Raw genomic sequence first — 18678 nt, 5'->3', positions numbered from 1 at the left:
GGCGTATCTTTGCCTTGCAGAGCACGACAGGATTTGCAACACTTGTTTCATATCGAGACGTAAAGTTCCGAGTGGATCGTGTTCGCTTTTGGTGAAACGTTCAAATCTTCAGCAGTTCTGGAATTTTGTGGAAAGAATGTGAGTATATTTTGTGTTTCCCTTAGGGAATCGCCAGAGTAGACGCATGCCTCTATCTGAAAGGTGAATCGAATGTTGCAACAAGGCGCCGTGAGAGACCGGATCGTCGAGCGCTTTGATGCCATGTCGCCGCAGCTGCAGGCGGCCGCGCGCTATATCCTCGAACACTCGCAGGAGGTTGCGCTTGTCTCGATGCGCGAACTGGCACGCAATGCCGGGGTGCAGCCGGCGACCATGACACGGCTGGCGAAATTCCTGGGGCTGGCGGGGTTCGAGGACATCCGCGTGCATTTCTCGGATGCGCTGCGCCTGCGCGCCGACGGGTTCGCCGCCCGCGCCATCGAACGCGACAACGCGGGCACAGAGGCGGGCAGCGGGCTGGCGCACCGCATGTTGCAAAGCCTGTCCGGCCAGATCGCCCGGCTGAGCGAGCCCGAGTCGCTGGCGCGCCTGCAGGCGGTCGCAGACCGGCTGGCGGCGGCACGGCGGGTCTATGTCCTCGGGCTGCGGTCCTGCCATTCGGTCGCCTGGCATTTTCACTATGTGATGACGCTTCTGGGCGACAAGAGCGTGCATCTCGACGGGCCGGCCGGTACCGGCGTCGATGGCCTGCTGCGCGCCGGCGATCAGGATGTGCTGCTGGTGATCTCGATCAGCCCCTATGCGCTGCAGACGCTGGAAATTGCACGGCTCGCCCGCGAGAAGAAAATCGGCATCGTCGCGATCACCGACAGCGAGGTCTCGCCGCTGATCGGGATTTCCGAGGCATCGATCCTGTGCGCCACCGAAAGCCAGACCTTCTTTCACACCCTGACCCCAGCGCTGGCGGTTTCTGAGGTGCTCTGCGGCCTGCTGGCCAACCGCGACCGGCAGGCCTCGCTCGACGCCCTGCAACGGGCAGACCAGCATCTGGCCTCGCTCAACATCTACACCAACACGATCCCGCCCCGCCGGATCTGACCGAAAGAGGCCCCATGCCAGCCCCCCGCCGCATCGCTGTTGCCCGCATCTGGCACGAGGCCAACAGCTTCAATCCGGTCGCCACCACGCTGGATGATTTCCGTCGCCGCGAATGGACGAAGGGAAAGGAAGCCCTGGCAGACGCCCGCAGCACGGCGACCGAACTGGGCGGGCTGGCGGGTTTTCTGGACGACCATCCCCATTGGGATGTCACCGTGTCGCGCTGCACCTCGGCGCCGCCGCTGGGACCTGTGACGCGCGATGCCTGCGCGGCGATCACCCGGGAGATTCTGGAGGACCTGCAGGCTGGCGACTGGGACGGGGTCTATCTGTCGCTGCATGGCGCCATGGTGGCCGAGGGCGATCTCTCGCCCGACTACAGCTTCCTGACCGCGCTGCGCCGGGCCATCGGGCCCGATCCCCTGCTGGCGGTCAGTTTCGACATGCACGCCTGCCTCGACCCCACGCTGGTCGGGGTTGTGGACATCCTGTCGGGCTATCACAGCTATCCCCACGTCGATATGGACGCCACGGCGCTGCGCGCGCTTTCGGCCATGGAGCGCGCCTTTGAAACCGGTGTGCGCCCACGGATCGAACTGCGCCAGCTTGACTTCCTGCCGCTGTCGCATGGCATGCGCACAGACGCCGGACCGATGGCCGAGCTCGTTGCCATGGCAGACACGGAATGCGCGGCGGAGGGGTTCGAGGATGTCTCGCTTTTCGGCGGCTTCGCCTATGCCGATACGCAAAACACCCGCGCCATCGTCACCGTGACCCACCTGCCCGACCGCGATCCGGCCCCGGCAATCGCGCGATTGTCGGCGGCCTATCTGGCGCGCAGCGGTGACTTTGCGATCACGCTGCCAGATGCACCGACCGCGGTTGCAAAGGCCCTGGCCGATCTCGATGCCGGGGCTGGCTGGCCGATCGCGCTTGTCGATCCGGCGGACAACCCGTTGTCAGGCGGGATCGGCGACACCACGGCGCAGTTCCGGGCACTGGTCGAGGCGGCGCCGGATCTTCCGACCGTGTTCTGTTTCTTCTTCGATCCGGGCCTTGTCGCCCGCGCCCATGACTTGGGCGAAGGCGCGGCCATTTCCTGCGGCCTTGGCGGGCGGATACTGCCCGAATTCGGCGCCCCGGTGCCGTTCGAGGGCGTGGTCGAACGCCTGACCGACGGGCGGTTCCGCAACCGCGGGCCGATGGAATACGGCCGCCAGATCGACCTTGGCCGGACGGCGGTACTGCGGCAGGGGCAGATGCGCGTGGTGATCTGCGAAACCTGCCAGAGCGCCAACGACCCCGCCTGGTGCGACCTGCACGGGATCGACCTGGCAGAGGTGGCGATCTTCGCGGTCAAGGCCAAGAACCATTTCCGGGCGGGTTTTCAGGACCTTTGCAGCCAGATCATCGATCTGGACTGTGCCGGGCTGGCGCCGGTCGACCTTTCGACGCTGCCCTACCGCCATGTCCCGGCGGAATTCCTGTGAACGCCCGCCCCAATCCTTGCCACGCGAAGCCTGTGCCTAGGGCTCCAGAGGCAGCTCGGCCGGGGCAACGATCACGCTGTCGCGGTCGGCATAGATCCAGTGCCCCGCGCTCACGCTGACACCGCCGATGGTGACCGACACTGCGGTCTCGGAGGGGTTTTGCAACCAGCCGCGGCGCGCAGTCGTGCCAAGCGCCCGCACCCCGAGTTCCAGCGCATCAATCCCCAGACTGTCGCGGATCGCCCCGTTGATGACGACGCCGCGCCAGCCGTTGGCGACCGCCTTCGCCGCCAGCCGGTCGCCCATGACGCCGACCCGAAGCGACCCGCGCGCGTCGACCACCAGCACCCGCCCCTGTCCGGGAGTCTCGAGCTGTGCCAGCACCGGCGTGTGATCCTCGAAACATCGCAGGGTAGCGGCCGGGCCAAAGAAGCTTGCGAAGCGCCCGAAGGAGCGGAACTGCAGGTCGATCACGGCGATTTGGTCGTGATGCGCGTCAAAAAGATCCGCGGTCACGATCGCGGGCTGAGGGGGCAGCGTGCTCATGCGACCAGCCTTTCGACCTTGTGGGAAAGATGGGCAATGTAGGCGGCCGGATCGAGTGCACTGCCCGCCACCCGTTGCAACGTCTCATCAGGCGTGGCGGCGCGGCCGTGGCGCCAGACCGCCTCGCGCATGAAGGCGAAAAGCGGCGCATAATTCCCCGTCCGCAGCCCGTCACGTACCCCAGGCGCCGTCTCGGCGACGGCAAAAAGCTGCGCCGACATGATATTCCCAAGCGTGTAGGTCGGAAACGACCCGACATAGCCATGCGCCCAGTGGACATCCTGCAGCACGCCGCTGGCATCGTCGGGCACGTCGACGTCGAGCAGCGTCTTCATCTTTTCGCTCCAGACCGCTGGCAGGTCGTTCACCGCGATGTCGCCCGCCATCAGCGCCGCCTCGATCTCGGAACGCAGAATGATGTGCATGTCATAGGTCAGCTCGTCCGCCTCGACGCGGATCAGGCTGGGGTTCACCCGGTTTACCGCGCGCCAGAACGTCTCGACACTCACGTCGGAAAGCTGGTCGGGGAAGGCATCGCGCAGCGCACCATAGTGCAGATCCCAGAATTCCGGCGTCCGCCCGACGCGGTTTTCCCACATCCGCGATTGCGCCTCGTGCATGGAAAAGCTCGCGCCGCCGACGGCATAAAGGTTCACAAGGTCGGTCGCAAAGATCGTGCGGGTGAATTCGGGCGCGATGTTCTGTTCGTACATCGCGTGCCCGGCCTCGTGCCAGAGCGCAAAGACCCCGCCCGGAAAGTTCGTCTCGTGAAACCGGCTGGTAATGCGCACGTCGCCGCGGGTGAACGAAATCTCGAACGGATGCGCCGTATCGTCGAGCCGCCCGCGGCCGAGGTCGTATCCCATCCGGCCCGCCAGCCCCAGTGCGAAGGACTTCTGCGCCGGTACAGGAAAGGCGCGGGACATGAAATCGTGGCGCGGCGTGCCAGCCGCGCGGGCCCGCCCGATCAGCGGAACGATGGCAGTCTTGAGCTCAGCATAGATCTCCTGCAACCGCGCCCAGGTCATCCCCGGCTCGAACCGCCCCACCATGGCGTCATAGGGATGCGCGCCCCCGATGGCCGAAGCGACCTGACGTTGCAGCGCCATGATCTGTTCGAGCATCGGCGCATAGGCGGCGAAATCGTTCGCCGCCCGCGCCGCGACCCAGGCGCTGTGGGCGCGGGCCGACATGGCGGCAAGCCGGTTGGTCACCTCGGGCGGCACCGCGCAAAGCACCGCCAGTTCCTGTTCGGCGCGGGCCACGGCGCGCACACGAATGTCGTCCGGTGCCGCATTTGCTAGGTCGTTCTTTGCCCCATCGATGGCACGGGCCATGTCGTCGCCGGTCGCAAGTTCGCGCGCCAGCGAGGTCAGCGTCGCCACCTGTTCGGCGCGCGCCTCGACCCCGCCCGCCGGCATCATGGTCCGGCTGTCCCAGGCGAGCAGGTTCAGCGTGCAGAGGATGTCGTTGACGCGCGCGATCTGCGCCTCGAACGTCTGGTAGGTCATGAGGGGTCAGTCCGATCTGAGGGGTCGATGAGACACGCGACCTGATGCACGCCGCGGCGCGGTTCGAGACGCGGGACCTCGGCCCGGCAATGCGCGGTCACATGCGCACACCGGCTGTTGAACAGGCAGCCCGAGGGCAGGTCGATGGGGCTGGGCAGTTCGCCGCGGGCCGCCACCTTGCGGCTGCGCTGGCTCGGGTCGAGCGACGGCGCCGCCTTGAGAAGCGCCTGGGTATAGGGGTGCCGGGGGGCGCGGAACAACTCCTCGGTCGGGCCGATCTCGACCACCTTGCCAAGATACATCACCGCGACCCGGTGCGAGACATGGCGCACAAGACGCAGGTCGTGCGCGACGAAAACCACCGTGAGGTCGAGCTTTTCCTGCAGTTCCAGCAGCAGGTTCACCACCTGCGCCTGGACCGAGACATCAAGCGCCGAGACGAGTTCATCCGCGACCAGCACCTCGGGTTCGACCGAGAGCGCACGCGCGATGCCGATCCGCTGCCGCTGACCGCCCGAGAATTCGTGCGGGTGCTTGCCGGCGGCATCCTGCGGCAGACCGACCAGCTCCAGCAGCTCGGCAATGCGCGCAGCGACCCGTCCGGGCGGCACCATCCTGTGGACATTCAGCGCCTCGGCCAGGGTCTGCGCCACGCTCATCCGCGGATTGAGCGAACTGTAGGGATCCTGGAAGATCATCTGGACCCGGCGGTTGAAGGCCCGCAATCCGGTGCCGGACAGCCCGGCAATGTCGCGCCCCTCGAACCAGACCCGGCCGCCGTCGACCTCGTAGAGCCGCACCAGACAGCGTGCGAGGGTCGACTTGCCACACCCGCTTTCGCCCACCAGTCCCAGCGTTTCGCCGCGCCGGATGTCGAGGTTGATACCATTGAGCGCATGAACCGCCCGTGGCGGCAGGCCGCTGAACCGCTCGGAGAGCGTGCGCTTCAGCTCGAAACTCTTCGAGACCTCCTGGACCGAGATCAGCGGCTGGTCCGCAGTCATGCGCTGACCCCCAGTTGATGGCGTACCATGGCACTGTGATGACAGGCGGCGGCGTGGCCCTCGGTCGTCCCGACCAGTTCTGGCGCTCTGGTGCGGCAGATGTCGGTCGCAAATACGCAGCGGGGCGCAAAGGCGCAGCCGGGCGGGATCGCCGACAGCGCCGGCGGCGTGCCCTCGATCGAGCGCAGCACCGTGCGTTCGGTCCCGGCCTGTGGCACCGACCCGAGCAGACCGAGCGTATAGGCATGGGCCGGATGGCCAAGGACGGGGCTCACACCCCCCTCTTCGACGATCCGGCCGGCGTACATCACCGCCATGCGGTCGCAGGTCTGGGCGATGACGCCAAGATCGTGGGTGACCAGCACCACGCTCATGCCAAGCTCGTCCCGCAGATCGAGGATAAGGTTCAGGATCTGATCCTGGATCGTCACGTCAAGCGCGGTTGTCGGTTCGTCCGCCAGAAGCAGCCGTGGCGCGCTGGCAAGCGCGATGGCGATCATCGCGCGCTGGCGCATCCCGCCCGAGAACTGATGCGGATATTCGTCGAGCCGCCGCGCCGCATCGGGAATGCCGACGAGGTCGAGCAGTTCCTGCGACCGACGCCGCCGCCCGGCACGGTCGAGCGTTGTGTGGGCGCGCAGGTTCTCTTCGATCTGAACCCGGATCGGCAGCACCGGGTTCAGGGCTGTCGCCGGCTCCTGAAAGATCATCGAGATTTCGCCGCCGCGTACCTTGCGAAGATCCTTCGGCGCCAGCCCGACAAGGTTGCGCCCCTGCCAGATCACCTGCCCCGATACCTCGGCGCCGGACGGCAGCAGCCGGGTCAGCGACCGCAGGGTGACGCTTTTGCCGGACCCGCTTTCGCCGACAAGGCCCAGCACCTCGCCCGGCATCACATCGAAGGACACGTCGCGCACCGCGGCGACGCGCGAGGCGCCCAGATCGAAGGTCGTTGTGAGGTTGCGGACGGACAGAGCCGGGGCTGCGGTCATCGGCGCGCCCTCAGCACTTCGGCCAGCCCGTCGCCTAGCAGGCTGAACCCGAGGCCGGTGATGACGATGGCGGCGCCCGGGAAGACCGCGATCCACCAGGCGGTGGTCATGAAATTCTTGCCCTCGGCGATCTGCACGCCCCATTCGGCGGCGGGCGGCTGGGCGCCGAGGCCGAGATAGCCAAGGCTCGATCCCAGCAGGATGATCAGCGCCATGTCGGTCATCCAGTAGACGATGGCCGGGGTGATCGAATTCGGCAGCAGGTGGCGAAACACGATCCGCGAATGGGTATAGCCCATCACCCGCCCGGCGTCGGCATAGTCGAGCTGTTTTTGCACCTTCACCTCGGCGGCGACGATCCGGCCATAGAACACCCAGCCGACCAGCCCGACCGCGATATACATGTTGGCAAGACCCGGCCCCAGAACCGAGACGATGGCGATCACCAGCACCAGAAACGGGAAGGTGATGACCACATCGACGATCCGGCCAAAGATCGTCTCGGCGAACCCGCCGAGATAGCCGACGATGGCGCCGACCGCGGTGCCGAAGACGAACGGGAATATGGTGCCCAGGACCGCAATCTGCATGTCGATGGTATAGGCGTGGATCACCCGACTGAGGATATCGCGGCCGAAATTGTCGGTGCCCATCGGATGGGCCGGGCTGGGCGGCTGCAGGATCGCGCCATAGTCGAAGGCGAGCGGATCGTAGGGGGCGAAGACCGACGGGAAGACGGCAAGGATCAGGCTCAGCCCGAGGATGACGGTGCCCCCGATCAGGGCTGCGGGCAGGGCGCGCCTGCGGGCGGACCGTGCCGGGGCATCCGCTGGGACGTCTGCGGGCAGATCGGTCACTTCTTCAACCTCGGGTCGAGCCATGCCTGGATCAGGTCGGTGGTCAGGAAAGTCAGCGAAACCAGCACCGCGAGCGCCACGGTCAGCCCCTGCACCACCGGATAGTCGCGGCCATAGATGCTGTCGACCATCAGACGGCCGGCGCCGGGCACGGCAAAGACGCTCTCGGTGATGACTGCGCCGCCGAGCAGCGTGCCGATCGACAGCCCGAAGATCGCCAGGGTCGAGATCAGCGCGTTTCTGAGGATATGACGAAACAGGATGATGCCGCTGCGCAGCCCTTTCGATTCGGCGAATGCCACATAATCGGCATCGAGCACGTTGATCACCGCCGAGCGCAGGTTGCGCATCAGCACCGCCGACAGCGACAGCGCAAGTGTGATCGAGGGCAGGATCAGGTGATAGACGTGGTCGAAAAACCCCTCGCCATAGCCGCCGACCGGGAACCAGCGCAGGCGGGCGCCAAACACGGTCAGCAGCACAAGTCCAACGAAGAAGACCGGCATCGACAGGCCGACCTGAAACCCACTGCGGATCACGGTGTCGGTGGCGCGGCCCCGCCGCAGTGCCGCCAGAAACGCCAGCGGCACCGAGGTCGCCACAGCGAACACCGCGGCCATGAAGGTCAGCATCATGGTGACCGGCAGGCGTTCGAGGATCAGCGTCGAGACCGGCACCTTGAGCGCAATCGAATTGCCCAGATCGCCGGTCACGAAGGACTTCACGAACAGCACGAACTGCACCGGGATCGGCTGATCGAGGCCGAGCTCGCGGTTGATCCGTTCGACGTCCGCGTCGAGTGCCCGGTCACCCAGCACGGCACTTGCCGGATCGCCCGGCAGCAGACGCACCAGCGCAAAGACAACGACCAGAATGAACAGCAGCGTCGGGATCAGTTGCAGGATTCTGCGAAGGACGTATTCAAGCATCACGCGGGGCGCCCGGACGTTCGTGCATTTGGGAAAGCGCGGGCGCAAGCGCGCCCGCATTCCTCGACACTGTTACTTTTCCAGCCAGGTTTCGCGGAAGATGTTGTTGCCAAGCGGGATCTGCACGAAGCCATGCACGCTGTCCTGCAGGGCCACCGGATAGGGCGTTTCGTAAAGCGGGACAGTCGGGCCGGTGGTGTTGAAGATCTCCTGGATGCGGGCATATTGCTCGGCGCGGACCTTGGGGTCGATCTCGCTTTGCGAGGCGACGAACAGGGTATCGACCTCGTCGCTTTTCCAGCCGCTGTGCAGCGCGTCGATGGTCGGCGAATAGGCGAAATAGGACGTGATCTGGCCCGGATCGGCGATGTCGTTGGTCCAGGCCGCGGCGCGCATGTCGAAGGTGCCGTCGCGATATTCCTGGGTCCGCGTGGCATTGTCGACCTGCAGGATCTCCAGCTTGACGCCTATCTGGCTCCACATCTGTTGCAGCGCGGTGGCGATACCGATCTCGTCCTGGTTGCCCGCCAGCACGAGGATCGAGGTCGAGAAACCGTCGGGATAGCCCGACTCGGCGATCAGCGCCTTCGCCTTGTCGAGATCATAGGGATAGAGCGGTCCGTTCGATGCCGCGAGCGGCGTGGCGGACGACATGAACGTCTGCATCGGCGTGCCGACGCCATAGGTCACGACCTGAATGATGGCCATCTTGTTGGCCGCATAATTCATCGCCTCGCGGACCTTCGGGTCGGACAGCGGGTTTTCCTTGCCGGCGATCTCGGGGCGCACGTTCAGCGTCACGTATTGCACCCGGGTCGAAGGGAAGAGTTCCATGTTGATGCCGGGCGCCGCATCCAGTTCGTTGACCCGCGAGAACGGGATCAGTTCCGCGCCGTCGATCTCGCCCGACTGCAGGCGCAGGATGCGGGTTGCGTCGTCAGGAATGACCTCGAAGGTCAGCCCGTCAAGATAGGGAAGCGGCTTGCCGTCGGCACCTTCGGCCCAGTAGTATTCGTTGCGCACCAGCTCCATCTTGGAACCGCGATCCCAGCTTGTCAGCACGAAGGGGCCAGAGCCGATGGGCGCCTTGGCGAAGGCTTCGGCCTTGGCCGCATCGGTGTCGCCCGGCATCGCCTCGAAGGCGGCCTTGGGCATGATGGCGGCATTGAACACCGTCAGGGCGGCCTCGATGGCCGGGTCCGGCTGGCTCAGCACCAACTTGACGGTCTTGTCGTCCGGCGCCTCGACCGAGGCCACCGAGGCGAGCAGGAAGTTCCAGATGCCGTTGTCGGGATTGCGCGCGCGATCGAGCGACCAGACCACGTCTTCGACCGTGATCGGTGTGCCGTCCGAGAACTTGATGCCGTCGCGCAGGGTCAGCGTCACCGACATGGCGTCGTCGGCCACCGACCATTCGGTCGCCAGCCCCGGCTCTACCCCCTTGCCGTCGGCCGAGGGCAGCAACAGCGTGTCGTACATGTTCGACAGGATCCAGATGTCGACGTTGGCGTCGTTCAGCACCGGGTCGAGGAACAGGCTGTCGGCGTAACGACCATAGGTCATCACGCCGCCGCGCTCCTGAGCCTCGGCGGCAAGCGTGACCGCGAAAAGTGCGGCCACCGATACGGCAGTCAGCGAGATCGTCTTCATGTTCACCCTCCTGATGGCGAAATTTCGAGCCCCGCCTCAAGGCGAGATCGTTATACCTTCACAACACACTTCCCAAAAATAGTTGCAGGTCAATGATACAATTCTCTGGAAATCGGGGTTAGCCTGAAGATAATAGGCCATAACGTTCAGTAAGTCCGCGAAAAGTGTATTAATTATGCAGACAAAAGAGGGCAGCGCCCGCAGCCTGAGCAAGGTCGACCGCAACCTGGCAATTCCGCTTGGCCAGCAGATCCGCGCCCACCTGATTCATGCGATCTCGAGCGGCCGTCTTGCCATCGGCAGCCCCCTGCCCTCGGTCCGCGACATGGCCGAGGCACTTGGCGTGGCCCCTGCGACCGTGGCCAAGACCTATACCGAGATGAAGGCCGAGGGCCTGCTGGAAGCGCAGGTCGGATCGGGTACCTATGTCGCCCACTCGCGGCTGGCACGCCTTGGCGCCGACCGGCGGGTCAGCGCCATCGCGGCCGGGGTCGATGTGCTGGTCGACCGCCTGCGCACAGCCGGGCTCGATGCCTCCGACATCTCGGCGATCCTCAATGCCCGCACGATCCACCGGCTTGCCGAGGCCGCGCGGCCGCGTGTCTTCATGGTCGGCCTGTTCGAGGCCGCAACCCTGAGCTATGCCGCCCGGCTGACCGAACAGCTTGGCGATGGCGCCATGGTGTCTGCACTGGTGCTGGCGCCCGACGACCCCGAGGCGGAACGCTCGGCGGCCGAGGCGCTGCAGTCCGCCGACCTGATCGTGACCTTCGCAAGCCTGCGCGACCGTCTTGGCCGGATTGCGCCGAACCGCCCCGTCGTCGCCGTCCGCTTCATCCCCGCCGAGACCACCCGCATGGCGCTGGCCGCAGTCCGTCCGATGACGCGAATGGTCGTCGTCTCGCGCTTTGCCGATTTCCTGCCGGTCCTGGAGCTCGGCGTGCGCCGTTTCGCGCCCCATGTGCAGGATGTCACCGCGCTCGATATCGACGCGTCCGACCTTGCCGCCCATGTCGCGCGCTGCGACGTGCTGGTGTTCTCGACCGGTGCCGAATCTGCCGCCGACCTCGCCCCCGCTGAAGCGACGCGCATCGAATATCTGCACATGCCCGATCCGGGCGATGTCGAGACCGCCGTGCGCCCGCATATCCTGCCGGGCGGCGAAAACCCGCCTCGGACCGAACCGATCCAGACAAGCAAGGAAGCATCATGAAAATCGCCGACATGGGATGGGAACAGGTCGAGGCCTATCTGAAGACCGACGATCTTGCCGTTCTGCCGCTGGGGAGCACCGAACAACACGCCGGTCTGTCGCTGTCGGTCGACTCGATCCTGTCCGAACGCATTGCGATCGAGGCGGCCGAACCGCTGGGGATCCCGGTATTTCCGGTCCTGGCCTATGGCGTGACGCCCTATTTCGTCGCCTACCCAGGCACGATCAGCCTGCGCATCGAAACCTATGTCAGCGTCGTGCGCGATATCCTTGACGGACTTTACCATCAGGGCTTTCGCAGGATCTTCATCGTCAACGGGCATGGCGGCAACCAGCCCGCCGGCAGCCTCGCCATCGAGTGGATGGCCGACCATCCCGGCACCTCGGTCAAGTTTCACAACTGGTGGAACGCGCCGCAGACCTTCGCAAAGGTCCAGGAAATCGACCCGGTCGCCAGCCACGCCTCGTGGATGGAGAACTTTCCCTGGACGCGACTTGCCCGTGACTATCCGACCCAGAAGAAACCGATGATCGATCTTGCTCGGATGCGCGCGATGGACCCCGAGAAGGTCCGCGCCTATCTGGGCGATGGCAACTTCGGCGGTCTCTATCAACGCCCAGACGAGGACATGCTGGCGGTCTGGAACACCGGCGTGACCGAGACCCGCGCGATGATGCAGGGACCCTGGGAATGACCGCGCTGCCCGCAGGGCCGATCCTGATCTGGGGCGCTGGCGCCATCGGCGGCACGCTTGGGGCCGCCTTCCTGCGCGCGGGTCACGAGGTGGTCTTTGTCGACAATGCCGTCGATCATGTGGCAGCGATCCGCGCCAATGGTCTGCGGATCGAAGGTCCGCTCTGGACCGCAACCGTGCAGGCCCCGGCCTTCACCCCCGAAGAACTCGAAGGCCGGTTCGGGCTTACCTTTCTCTGCGTGAAGGCGCTGCATACCCGCGGCGCGATCACCGAACTTGCCCCGCACCTGACCCCGGACGCCATGGTCGTATCGGCCCAGAACGGGCTGAACGAAATCGCGATTTCCGAGGCTGTGGGCGAAGGCCGGACCATCGGCTGCTTTGTCAACTTCGGCGCCGATTACCTTTCCCCCGGCGTCGTTCACTACAGCGGCAAGGGAGCCGTGGTGGTGGGCGAGATCGACAACCGCACGACGCCACGCATCACGGCCCTGCACGGCCTGATGCAGGAATTCGAGCCCGACGCGGTGCTGACCGACAATATCTGGGGCTATCTCTGGGGCAAGCTGGTCTATGGCGCGCTGTTGTTCGCCACGGCGCTGACCGACGACAGCATCGCCGATGTGCTCGACGCGGCCGAGGCACGCGACGTGCTGACCCGGCTTGGCCAGGAGGTCGGCTCGGTCGCCACCGAACGCGGCATCCGGACCGAGGGCTTCAACGGCTTCGACCCCGAGGCCTTCATGCCCGGCGCCCCGCAATCGCTGGTCGATGCATCCTTCGCCGAGATGGTCGCGCACAACCGAACCTCGAGCAAAAGCCATTCGGGCATCTGGCGCGATCTGGCGATCCGCAAACGCAAGACCGAGGTCGAGGCGCAGCTTGGCCCGATCGTGTCCGAGGGTCAGCGCCTTGGCGTGCCGACCCCCCTGACCCGGCGGCTGATCGCCTTGATCCGCGAGATCGAGGATGGCACGCGCGGCCTGTCGATGGCGAACCTCGCCGTGCTGGACGGACAGGAAGGGGCCAGCGCATGAACCGCAATTTCGAAAACCGCACCGTCGTCGTGACCGGCGCCGCCCACGGCATCGGCCGCGCCATAGCACTCGCCTTTGTCGAACGCGGTGCGCGGGTTCACGCGGTCGATATCAACGCCGAGGGGTTGGCAGAAACCGCCACCTCTGGAGGTGACCGCCTGCAGACGCTGGCGGTCGATATGGGCGATCATGGGGCGGTTCAGGCCGCGCTCTCCGGGCTTGGCGCCGAGATCCTTGTCAATTGCGCCGGTGGCGTGCGGGGTCAGGTCGGCCGGCCTATCGAGGAAATCTCGCCACAGGACTGGCAGGTGATCTTCGACGCCAACCTTTCGGGCAGCTTCTTTGCGACGCAAGCCGTCGCGCCGACGATGAAGGCCGCCGGTTGGGGACGCGTGGTCAATATCTCCAGCGGCGCGGGCCGCGGCGTCAGCCTGACCGGTATCCAGGCCTATGCCAGTGCCAAGGCCGGCCAGATCGGCCTGACCCGGCAACTTGCCCATGAACTCGGCCCCTTCGGGATCACCGTCAACTGCGTCGCCCCCGGTTTCGTGCGTTCGAACCCGACGACGGAACAGCAGTGGGACGCCATGGGCGCGGCCGGGCAGCAGGCGCTGCTGGACCGGATCGCCATGCGCCGTCTTGGCCGGTCCGAGGACATCGCCAACGCGGTGCTGTTCTTTGCGGCCGAAGAATCGGGCTGGATCACCGGCGAAACGCTTGGCGTCGATGGCGGCAAATGACGGTCGAGGATTGGCTGAAGGCGCACGAGGCCGAGGGCGTGGCCTTCATCGAGGACTTTGTTCGGATTGAAAGCCTCAGCGCCGACCCTGCCTATAGCGCCGAAATCGCACGCGCGGCGGGCTTTGTGGCGGACGCGCTGCGCCACGCCGGTTTTCCGGCGGTCGAACAGATCCCGACCGCGGGCAACCCCTGCATCCTTGCCGAATGGATCGTCGATCCGGCCGCGCCGACCATCCTCGTCTATGGCCATTATGACGTTCAGCCACCCGATCCGCTCGACAAATGGCTCAGCCCGCCCTTCGTGCCCGAGGTGCGCGACGACAGGCTCTATGGCCGCGGGGTTTCGGACGACAAGGGGCCGCTTGCCATTGCCCTGTTCGTCGTCCGCGCCTTTTCAGAGGTCGCGGGCCAGCCGCCGCTGAACATCAAGTTCCTGATCGAGGGCGAGGAGGAAAGCGGCAGCCCGAATTTCGAACCGACAGTCGCGGCGCTGAAGGATCGGCTAAGCTGCGATCTGGTGGTCTCGGCCGATGGTGCGATGTGGCGGGCCGACCTGCCCTCGGTCACCGTGGCAAGTCGCGGGCTCGTGGCGTTTGACGTGACCGTGGCGGGCGCGGGCAAGGATCTGCATTCGGGGCGCCATGGTGGCTCGGCCCCGAATCCGATCCGGGTTCTGGTGGCACTGCTCGCCTCGCTGCATGACGGCGAGGGAAATGTCGCCGTGCCGGGCTTTGCCGAGGGCGCGACGCCCCCCGACCCGCTGATCGAGGCCGCGATCCGCAGCGTCGATTTCAAAAGCGGCGGCTATTTCGATGCAATCGGCGCACCTCGCCCCGACCCGCTGCCAGCCGGGACAGACCTGCTGACCCGGCAATGGCTGGTCCCGACGCTGGAGTTCAACGGCATTTCAGGCGGCTATGCCGGCAGCGGCACCAAGACCGTCATTCCATCCGATGCCACGGCCAAGATCACCTGCCGGCTGGTCGCCGGGCAGGATCCGGATGCGGTGGTCGATGCAATCGAGGCGCACCTGCGGGGGCACCTGCCCACTGGCTACCAATTGTCGATCGCCCGCCATGGCCCGGGATCCGCCGCTTTCGCGCTCGACCCCGACCAACCGGGCCTGTCGCTTGCCGAAGACGTGCTGGAGGAGCTGCTGGGCCAGCGCCCGTTGCGCGTTGCCATGGGGGCGACGATCCCCATCGGGGCGATCTTTGCCCGGCATCTGGGCGCGGGTACGGTGTTCTTTTCGTTTTCCACGGCGGACGAGGACTACCACGCGCCGAACGAGTTCTTCCGGCTATCGAGCTTCCGCACCGGGCTGATCGCCTGGGCGCGGCTGCTGACCCGGCTGGGCGCGATGCGATAGCCTGCGCCGCGGCGATGCCCGCAGGCGATGCGGCACCCCGAAGGGCGCCGCAGGACTTCTATGGCAGGGTATAGGCAACCACCTGGTCGCCCACCTCCGGCTTCAGGATTGGGTTGCCGCCAGCGACAAAGACCACATAGTCCCGGCCCTCGTGGGTAAAGACCGCGGGCGTCGCAACTGCGGGCGCCTGCACCAGATCGGACCAGAGCTCTTTTCCCGTCGCGGCGTCGATGGCGCGCACCCGCGAATCCATCGACGCCCCGATGAAGATCACGCCGCCGGCCGTCACCGCCGGCCCGCCGATCGTGGGCGATCCCCAGGAAGGCGGCATGTAAAAGCCCCATTGCTGGACCCGCCCGAAAGGCTCGCGCCAGTCGAGCTTGCCGGTCCTCAGATCATAGGCCGACAGATACCCGTAGGGCGGCGACCAGCAGGGCATCCCGGCCCAGTTGAGCCAGTTTTCCAGCAGCAGGCCATAGGGCGCATCCTTCTGCGGATAATAGCCCTGCTCGGCCCCGCTGCCCTTGTCCTGATATTCCGCGCGCGGGATCAGCTTGTACAGCTGCACCGCCACCGAGGAATTGACATAGAACTTCTGGTTGACCGGGTCATAGCCGCCGCCGCCCCATTGCATCCCGCCGGCAGTCGAAGGATAGGCCAGCGTCCCGGTCTCGCTGGGCGGGGTGTAAAGCCCCTCGTAGCGATAGGTCTCGCGATCGCGGCTGCATTGTCCGAGCGAGACCAGATCGGCCAGCCAGAACACCGGCGGCATCGCGTCGGCATCGTTGGTCGGTTCAAGCCAGGTGTCGAACGGCTGCGTCGCGGCGGCCTTTTCGCCCTCTGCATCCGAGGCGGCAACGGCCCGCTCCTCGACCGGGAAGATCGGCTCGCCGGTCTCGCGGTTCAGCACATAGAGCATTCCCTGCTTGGTGGTCTGGATCAGCGCCGGGATGGTCTGCCCGTCCTTTTCGATGTCGATCAGGGTCGGTGCGGCGTTGGTGTCATAATCCCATATGTCGTGACGGACGAGTTGGTAGCTCCAGACCACATTGCCGGTGTTGGTATCGAGCGCCGTCACCGAAGTTGCCATCGGGATCGGGTCGAGCCGGTTTCCGCCCCAGAAATTCGGGCTCGGCGAACTGACCGGCACGAACAGCAGGTCGCGTTCGGTATCGACCGACATCGAGGCCCAGACATTGGCGGTTCCGGTCTTTGGCCGGATCTCCTCGGGGATGAAGCTTGCCTCCCATTTCAACGCGCCGGTCCGCGCGTCGATGGCCAGTACATTGCCCGGCGGCGCCTCGGAGAACGCCCAGTCCATGCCGGCCCAGCCAAGAAACAGCGTGTCGTCATGGATTGTCGGTGGCTGCAGCAGCGAGAACGGGAAGACGTCGTTGACCGTGTTCCACTGGTTGACGTTCAGCGACCCGCCATCGGCAAAATCCGCGCAGGGCGTGCCGGTATCCGCGTCCACGGCAAACAGATGGGCGTCCATCGTTCCCATGAAGATACGCTTGCCGCAGGTGCCGGTCTCGCCGCTGTCCCAATAGGCGACGCCGCGGTTCTTCAGCCCCGGCTGGGTCAGCGGGGCAAGTTCGGTCTGGGTGTCAAAGCTCCAGACCTGCTCGCCCGTCGCGGGGTTGAGCGCGAGGATCCGGTAGAACGGCGTTCCGACATAGATCAGCCCGTTGGCATAGATCGGCGTCGCCGACCAGATCGTCTCGGGCAGGGTGCCGCTACCATCGGCCAGATCGCCGGTATGGATCGACCATGCCTGTTTCAGCTTGCCGACGGACTGGGGCGTGAAACTGGTGACGGGCGAGTATTTGGTTGCGGCAAGCGTTCCGTTGAACGTGTCCCAGACGGCATCCTCGGCCGTTGCGGCGACAGGCAGCAACGCGGCGAGCGCGAGCATTCGGGCATGGCGGCGGATCATGCGATAGCCCCGCGGTCCAGTCTGGCAACGCGCGAGACGCCGGCGACCCAGGCAAGCAGGGCCACCCCCATCAACCCCAGTGCCACGAACTGCATCAGGAAATAGGCCGCCGCACCGGTGCCGAGAATGCCGAGAAACAGCAGCACGCTCAGCAATGCCGCAAAGCCGCCGGGCCCCGGGGCCGCGGCCTTCAGCAGAGCGCCAAGCGCGACCATGCCGCCGCCAAAGGCCGCAAGTGCCGCGCCCGCGGTGCCGGTGATGCCCGTCATCGGCGTGAAATAGGCCCAGAGCACGATGCCGCAGGCCAAGGCTCCGCAGATCGCAACCAGCAGAAATGCCATTCGCATGGGGGTCCCCGATTTTTGATTTCCTGTTCGCAGGACACACTAGAGCGCGACCACGAAGGTATTGCAATAGAAGTGCCCTGGTCGGGGATAGCCGCGAATTCCTGCGGCGGGGCGGCGGCATTGACAGTCCGACCGCCAGCGCCGCCCCGCACCGTCCTGGCCCTGCCTAGCCTAGCCTAGCCTTGCGGGTCGGACCCAAGCATGGCCGCCGTCAGAACCGGCACCTGCCCGGGGGGAACAGTGCCCTTGCCGGCTTCGGATTGCGGCAACACGATCACCTTGGTTCCGGGTTCCACACGGGAGGCAAGGTCGATGCTGTCTTGATTGAACAGCCGGATGCAGCCCGCCGAGGTCGCCTGACCGATGCTCCATTCGGCATAGGTGCCGTGGATGCGGTAGCGCGTATCCTTGCCGCCGCGATAGAGATAGAGCGCCCGCGCGCCAAGCGGGTTTTCGAGCCCCCCCTCGAGACCGGCCCTGACCGGGCCATAGAGCTCGGGATCCGAGGCAAGCATGTTTTTCGTCGGTGTCCAGCGCGGCCATTCACGCTGATAGGCGACCCTGGCATTGCCGGAGAAACCGCGCCCCGCCTTGCCGACGGCTACGGTATACCGGATCGCCTTGTCGTCGCCTTCGACCAGATAGAGCCGATGCTCCCATGGATCGACGATGATCGTGCCCGCCGGCTCGTCGCTCCAATAGGTCACCTCCTGGCGCGCCTTGTCGGCGGAGAGGTATTTGGGATCGACCGCAGGCACAACGATATCGCCGTCCTGAATCGCCGCGTATTTCATCCGAACCGGCGCGCCAAGATCGGCGGTCGAGGCCAGGATCGGTCCCGACCTTGTAACGGTGTCCGACTGGGGCGTCGCGCAGGCAGCAAGGCCGGCCAGCGCGGCAAGCAGGATCGGGACCGCGGTTCGTTGTCGTTTCTTCATGCTGGGCCTCCGGTTGTCTTCGGTTGGGTACCACGGGCAAAGACAGCGCACCGGATTTCTTCAACGGGGTGCGCGCTGGCCTCGTGGTCGTCGCCCGCCATGGTGCGGTCTTTCCTTGCCCCGCGGCAAGCGCGCTTGGCGCGATCCTGCCGATTCACGCCACACTGCGCCCAGCCCGCAACCCCTGACGGCCCGGCAGACGGAATCCAGCCCGCCAGACGCCGCGACAGGGATATTTTCGGAATATTTCATTGTCTGTGAAACGATCCGGCCTCATTCAAGAATCGGGAGATCGATTCGGCGCCCGAAATGGCATGCGGCCACC

17 protein-coding genes are annotated in these 18678 nt (G+C 65.7%); 7 read left to right on the top strand and 10 right to left on the bottom strand.

Annotated elements, in window-relative coordinates:
- Positions 1-210 precede the first annotated feature (210 nt).
- Both DQG17_RS13460 and DQG17_RS13455 read left to right on the top strand, forming a co-directional pair.
- Positions 211-1098 carry a MurR/RpiR family transcriptional regulator gene (locus DQG17_RS13460; RefSeq protein WP_116133363.1) on the top strand — a complete coding sequence of 296 codons (888 nt, stop codon included), beginning with the start codon at positions 211-213 and terminating at the stop codon, positions 1096-1098.
- 14 nt (positions 1099-1112) lie between these two features.
- Positions 1113-2588: a M81 family metallopeptidase gene (locus tag DQG17_RS13455; RefSeq protein ID WP_116133362.1), complete on the top strand. Its 1476-nt coding sequence runs from the start codon at positions 1113-1115 to the stop codon at positions 2586-2588.
- 36 nt (positions 2589-2624) lie between these two features.
- Here DQG17_RS13455 and rraA read toward each other — a convergent pair whose 3' ends face one another.
- The 7 genes from rraA to DQG17_RS13420 all read right to left on the bottom strand — a co-directional run bounded on the left by rraA (position 2625) and on the right by DQG17_RS13420 (position 10077).
- Positions 2625-3134 (bottom strand): ribonuclease E activity regulator RraA, encoded by a 510-nt coding sequence (gene rraA / locus DQG17_RS13450; RefSeq protein ID WP_116133361.1) that lies wholly within the window; start codon positions 3132-3134, stop codon positions 2625-2627.
- Entirely contained in the window at positions 3131-4645 is a 1515-nt protein-coding gene (locus DQG17_RS13445) for a carboxypeptidase M32 (protein ID WP_116133360.1), read from the bottom strand. The genes rraA and DQG17_RS13445 overlap by 4 nt, the downstream gene beginning before the upstream one ends.
- Positions 4642-5649 (bottom strand): ABC transporter ATP-binding protein, encoded by a 1008-nt coding sequence (locus tag DQG17_RS13440; protein WP_116133359.1) that lies wholly within the window; start codon positions 5647-5649, stop codon positions 4642-4644. Before DQG17_RS13440 ends, DQG17_RS13445 begins: the two co-directional genes overlap by 4 nt.
- Positions 5646-6641, bottom strand: a complete 996-nt coding sequence (locus tag DQG17_RS13435) for an ABC transporter ATP-binding protein (RefSeq protein ID WP_116133358.1) — start codon at positions 6639-6641, stop codon at positions 5646-5648. Before DQG17_RS13435 ends, DQG17_RS13440 begins: the two co-directional genes overlap by 4 nt.
- Positions 6638-7522 carry an ABC transporter permease gene (locus DQG17_RS13430; RefSeq protein ID WP_116133357.1) on the bottom strand — a complete coding sequence of 295 codons (885 nt, stop codon included), beginning with the start codon at positions 7520-7522 and terminating at the stop codon, positions 6638-6640. Before DQG17_RS13430 ends, DQG17_RS13435 begins: the two co-directional genes overlap by 4 nt.
- Complete coding sequence (locus DQG17_RS13425) at positions 7495-8427, bottom strand: ABC transporter permease (protein WP_116133610.1); 933 nt, start codon at positions 8425-8427, stop codon at positions 7495-7497. Before DQG17_RS13425 ends, DQG17_RS13430 begins: the two co-directional genes overlap by 28 nt.
- A 72-nt stretch (positions 8428-8499) precedes the next feature.
- The gene (locus DQG17_RS13420; protein WP_116133356.1) at positions 8500-10077 is read right to left on the bottom strand and encodes an ABC transporter substrate-binding protein; all 1578 of its coding nucleotides are present in this window, start codon (positions 10075-10077) and stop codon (positions 8500-8502) included.
- Between the two features lie 175 nt (positions 10078-10252).
- Between DQG17_RS13420 and DQG17_RS13415 the strand changes: the two genes are divergently transcribed.
- Genes DQG17_RS13415 through DQG17_RS13395 form a run of 5 tightly spaced genes read left to right on the top strand, consistent with a single transcriptional unit; the run spans position 10253 to position 15132 of the window.
- Positions 10253-11290, top strand: coding sequence for a GntR family transcriptional regulator (locus tag DQG17_RS13415; protein WP_116133355.1), 1038 nt, complete (start codon positions 10253-10255; stop codon positions 11288-11290).
- Complete coding sequence (locus DQG17_RS13410) at positions 11287-11985, top strand: creatininase family protein (RefSeq protein WP_116133354.1); 699 nt, start codon at positions 11287-11289, stop codon at positions 11983-11985. Before DQG17_RS13415 ends, DQG17_RS13410 begins: the two co-directional genes overlap by 4 nt.
- A complete protein-coding gene (locus DQG17_RS13405) occupies positions 11982-13022 on the top strand; it encodes a ketopantoate reductase family protein (RefSeq protein ID WP_116133353.1) in 1041 nt (346 codons plus the stop codon). The genes DQG17_RS13410 and DQG17_RS13405 overlap by 4 nt, the downstream gene beginning before the upstream one ends.
- Positions 13019-13762, top strand: coding sequence for an SDR family NAD(P)-dependent oxidoreductase (locus tag DQG17_RS13400; RefSeq protein ID WP_116133352.1), 744 nt, complete (start codon positions 13019-13021; stop codon positions 13760-13762). Before DQG17_RS13405 ends, DQG17_RS13400 begins: the two co-directional genes overlap by 4 nt.
- Positions 13759-15132, top strand: coding sequence for a M20/M25/M40 family metallo-hydrolase (locus DQG17_RS13395; protein WP_116133351.1), 1374 nt, complete (start codon positions 13759-13761; stop codon positions 15130-15132). Before DQG17_RS13400 ends, DQG17_RS13395 begins: the two co-directional genes overlap by 4 nt.
- Positions 15133-15190: 58 nt before the next feature.
- Here DQG17_RS13395 and DQG17_RS13390 read toward each other — a convergent pair whose 3' ends face one another.
- The 3 genes from DQG17_RS13390 to DQG17_RS13380 all read right to left on the bottom strand — a co-directional run bounded on the left by DQG17_RS13390 (position 15191) and on the right by DQG17_RS13380 (position 18353).
- Positions 15191-17068, bottom strand: a complete 1878-nt coding sequence (locus DQG17_RS13390) for a PQQ-binding-like beta-propeller repeat protein (protein ID WP_116133350.1) — start codon at positions 17066-17068, stop codon at positions 15191-15193.
- Positions 17065-17415, bottom strand: coding sequence for a hypothetical protein (locus DQG17_RS13385; protein WP_157973610.1), 351 nt, complete (start codon positions 17413-17415; stop codon positions 17065-17067). Before DQG17_RS13385 ends, DQG17_RS13390 begins: the two co-directional genes overlap by 4 nt.
- Positions 17416-17591: 176 nt before the next feature.
- On the bottom strand, positions 17592-18353 hold the full coding sequence (locus tag DQG17_RS13380) for a L,D-transpeptidase (RefSeq protein ID WP_116133348.1): 762 nt from the start codon (positions 18351-18353) through the stop codon (positions 17592-17594).
- Positions 18354-18678 lie beyond the last annotated feature (325 nt).

This window comes from Tropicimonas sp. IMCC34043 (assembly GCF_003390845.1).
GTDB lineage: Bacteria > Pseudomonadota > Alphaproteobacteria > Rhodobacterales > Rhodobacteraceae > Tropicimonas.
The sequence above is the reverse complement of the archived record's forward strand: the minus strand, read 5'-3'. Positions and strand labels throughout refer to the sequence as shown.

Coding starts and splice junctions, on each gene's coding strand:
- DQG17_RS13460 (WP_116133363.1), top strand. CDS start 211: ATGTTGCAACAAGGCGCCGTGAGAGACCGGATCGTCGAGCGCTTTGAT.
- DQG17_RS13455 (WP_116133362.1), top strand. CDS start 1,113: ATGCCAGCCCCCCGCCGCATCGCTGTTGCCCGCATCTGGCACGAGGCC.
- rraA (WP_116133361.1), bottom strand. CDS start 3,134: ATGAGCACGCTGCCCCCTCAGCCCGCGATCGTGACCGCGGATCTTTTT.
- DQG17_RS13445 (WP_116133360.1), bottom strand. CDS start 4,645: ATGACCTACCAGACGTTCGAGGCGCAGATCGCGCGCGTCAACGACATC.
- DQG17_RS13440 (WP_116133359.1), bottom strand. CDS start 5,649: ATGACTGCGGACCAGCCGCTGATCTCGGTCCAGGAGGTCTCGAAGAGT.
- DQG17_RS13435 (WP_116133358.1), bottom strand. CDS start 6,641: ATGACCGCAGCCCCGGCTCTGTCCGTCCGCAACCTCACAACGACCTTC.
- DQG17_RS13430 (WP_116133357.1), bottom strand. CDS start 7,522: ATGGCTCGACCCGAGGTTGAAGAAGTGACCGATCTGCCCGCAGACGTC.
- DQG17_RS13425 (WP_116133610.1), bottom strand. CDS start 8,427: ATGCTTGAATACGTCCTTCGCAGAATCCTGCAACTGATCCCGACGCTG.
- DQG17_RS13420 (WP_116133356.1), bottom strand. CDS start 10,077: ATGAAGACGATCTCGCTGACTGCCGTATCGGTGGCCGCACTTTTCGCG.
- DQG17_RS13415 (WP_116133355.1), top strand. CDS start 10,253: ATGCAGACAAAAGAGGGCAGCGCCCGCAGCCTGAGCAAGGTCGACCGC.
- DQG17_RS13410 (WP_116133354.1), top strand. CDS start 11,287: ATGAAAATCGCCGACATGGGATGGGAACAGGTCGAGGCCTATCTGAAG.
- DQG17_RS13405 (WP_116133353.1), top strand. CDS start 11,982: ATGACCGCGCTGCCCGCAGGGCCGATCCTGATCTGGGGCGCTGGCGCC.
- DQG17_RS13400 (WP_116133352.1), top strand. CDS start 13,019: ATGAACCGCAATTTCGAAAACCGCACCGTCGTCGTGACCGGCGCCGCC.
- DQG17_RS13395 (WP_116133351.1), top strand. CDS start 13,759: ATGACGGTCGAGGATTGGCTGAAGGCGCACGAGGCCGAGGGCGTGGCC.
- DQG17_RS13390 (WP_116133350.1), bottom strand. CDS start 17,068: ATGATCCGCCGCCATGCCCGAATGCTCGCGCTCGCCGCGTTGCTGCCT.
- DQG17_RS13385 (WP_157973610.1), bottom strand. CDS start 17,415: ATGCGAATGGCATTTCTGCTGGTTGCGATCTGCGGAGCCTTGGCCTGC.
- DQG17_RS13380 (WP_116133348.1), bottom strand. CDS start 18,353: ATGAAGAAACGACAACGAACCGCGGTCCCGATCCTGCTTGCCGCGCTG.